Origin of the sequence: Mesorhizobium sp. M7A.F.Ca.US.006.04.2.1 (assembly GCF_004022915.1) — a bacterium.
Lineage (GTDB): Bacteria > Pseudomonadota > Alphaproteobacteria > Rhizobiales > Rhizobiaceae > Mesorhizobium > Mesorhizobium ciceri.
On the sequence record NZ_RZQA01001474.1, the window covers coordinates 1 to 772 of the forward strand.

The window sequence follows — 772 nt, forward strand, 5'->3', positions numbered from 1 at the left end:
GCCCTTGGCCTGCCGCGCGGCTGGCGCATGCGTCTTGCCCGCGCATTCGGCTCGGCGCCGATGCTTGAGGCGGCACTCGCCGATCTCGCCAACCCGCCGCGCAACAGCCAGCTCTCAGGTCCGGTCGCCGCTCTGGTCCTCGACGGTGATCTGGACGGTCTTTCCGCCCATATCGCCAGCGGCATGGAAGAGGCCGGCCTGTCGGCGTCCGCCGGACGCTCGCCATCCGACATTGCCCGGCGGCTGATCGAGAAAGCCGAATTGCGCAGCGTTCGGCTGTCGAGCGAGGCGTTTTCCGCGCTGAAGGATTTTCTGGCGATCGACGTTCCGCTTGATGGTGCGGCCCAGGCACTGGAGACCTTCGCCACCGGCGCAGGGCTGTCGCTCGATGTCGCGCTGGAAAAGTTCGCTGCCCGCGCCAAGGCGATCGAAGCGCATGGCTTGCCGGCCGATAAAATCCGCTACGACGCCGCGTTCGGCCGCCCGCTCGACTACTACACCGGCCTGGTTTTCGAAATCGCGGCGGACAATGGCGACCGGCCGCTGGTCGGCGGCGGCCGCTATGACCGGCTGCTGACCTTGCTTGGCGCCAAGACGCCGATCCCCGGCGTCGGCTTTTCCGTCTGGCTCGACCGCATCGAGGCGTTGCGGGACACGGCGCCATGATCACGCTGGCGATCCCATCCAAAGGCCGCCTGAAAGAGCAGGCGCTGGACGTGCTGGCCAAAGCCGGGTTAGCCGTCAGCCTGCCCGGCGACGAGCGCAAATACCA

1 protein-coding gene and 1 pseudogene are annotated in these 772 nt (G+C 67.6%); both read left to right on the forward strand.

The annotated features are described in order from the left end of the window. Positions 1-666: ATP phosphoribosyltransferase regulatory subunit (locus EN925_RS38145; protein WP_206633192.1), on the forward strand; the 666-nt coding region annotated here is incomplete at its 5' end. Then, positions 663-772 (forward strand): annotated as a pseudogene (gene hisG, locus EN925_RS41325) (ATP phosphoribosyltransferase); the annotation flags it as partial. The gene EN925_RS38145 and the pseudogene hisG, both read left to right, overlap by 4 nt.